This is a genomic window from Bacillus sp. AFS098217 (assembly GCF_002551815.1).
In the GTDB taxonomy this organism is placed as follows: Bacteria; Bacillota; Bacilli; order Bacillales; family Bacillaceae_G; genus Bacillus_A.
The window spans coordinates 1-830 of sequence record NZ_NVPR01000141.1 but is presented as its reverse complement, the minus strand read 5'-3'; the positions used below and the strand labels follow the sequence as shown (position 1 = coordinate 830).

The window sequence follows — 830 nt, the reverse complement described above, 5'->3', positions numbered from 1 at the left end:
AAAGGAAAGATTACGTTCCCAAAAAACTCCCGCTTTTCGAAGCACCACCAGATCATCTCCTTGTCTCGTAAAAAGGATACATTGATTTGGCTGAATGAATATCTGTTTGAACACCAGTACTTAGATGTTCAAATCAAAAGGATTCAGGCGAAAATCGGCCGTTTGGCTCATCGGCAATATCGTTTAAAGCAGAAGCTTGAATCGTACCAAACACATATTCCGAGCGCGGTGTTTGGAAGTAAAAAACTGTTTCGGTCTCANNGGAAATTTTGTGTTTCAGTACGTTGTTGAGAATCAGGAATTATGGATGACAACAAGTACAGGAAAATTAGTTATGTTTCCAGCTGTCACATTCCCGTATGGGCAAGAAATCATTGAGGAAGTGATCACAAAACAATTACAGTGTAAGAATAAGAAAAAACATGGCAAGCCGATTGCGTGGTCTGTTGAAGACCATGGTGAGTATTATATTGTAAAATGCTTAGTCGATGTACTAGAAAACCCTCACACGAATTACAGTAAAGTGGATGGTGTCATTGGTGTGGATTGTAACCTAGACCACTTTGCATGGGCGAATGTAACGGAGGATGGGAATTACAAAGGGAGTGGTTCTTTCCGTTTTTCAGTTATTGGAAAAACAACTGGACAAATCACAAAGATAATCGAAGCAGAAGTCATTGGCTTAGTTGACTTAGCGCAAAAATATAACAAGCCAATTGTAATAGAGAAGTTAGATACCACGCAATCCAAAACAGGTGATCGATACGGAAGTAAGCGAGCGAATCGAATGAAAAGTCTGTTCGCTTATGAGAAGATGACAAGCGCGATCC

At 40.0% G+C, this 830-nt stretch carries 1 pseudogene; it reads left to right on the top strand.

Going from position 1 to position 830, the window contains the following annotated elements:
* Window positions 1–830, top strand: a pseudogene (locus COO03_RS23825) (IS200/IS605 family accessory protein TnpB-related protein); the annotation flags it as partial.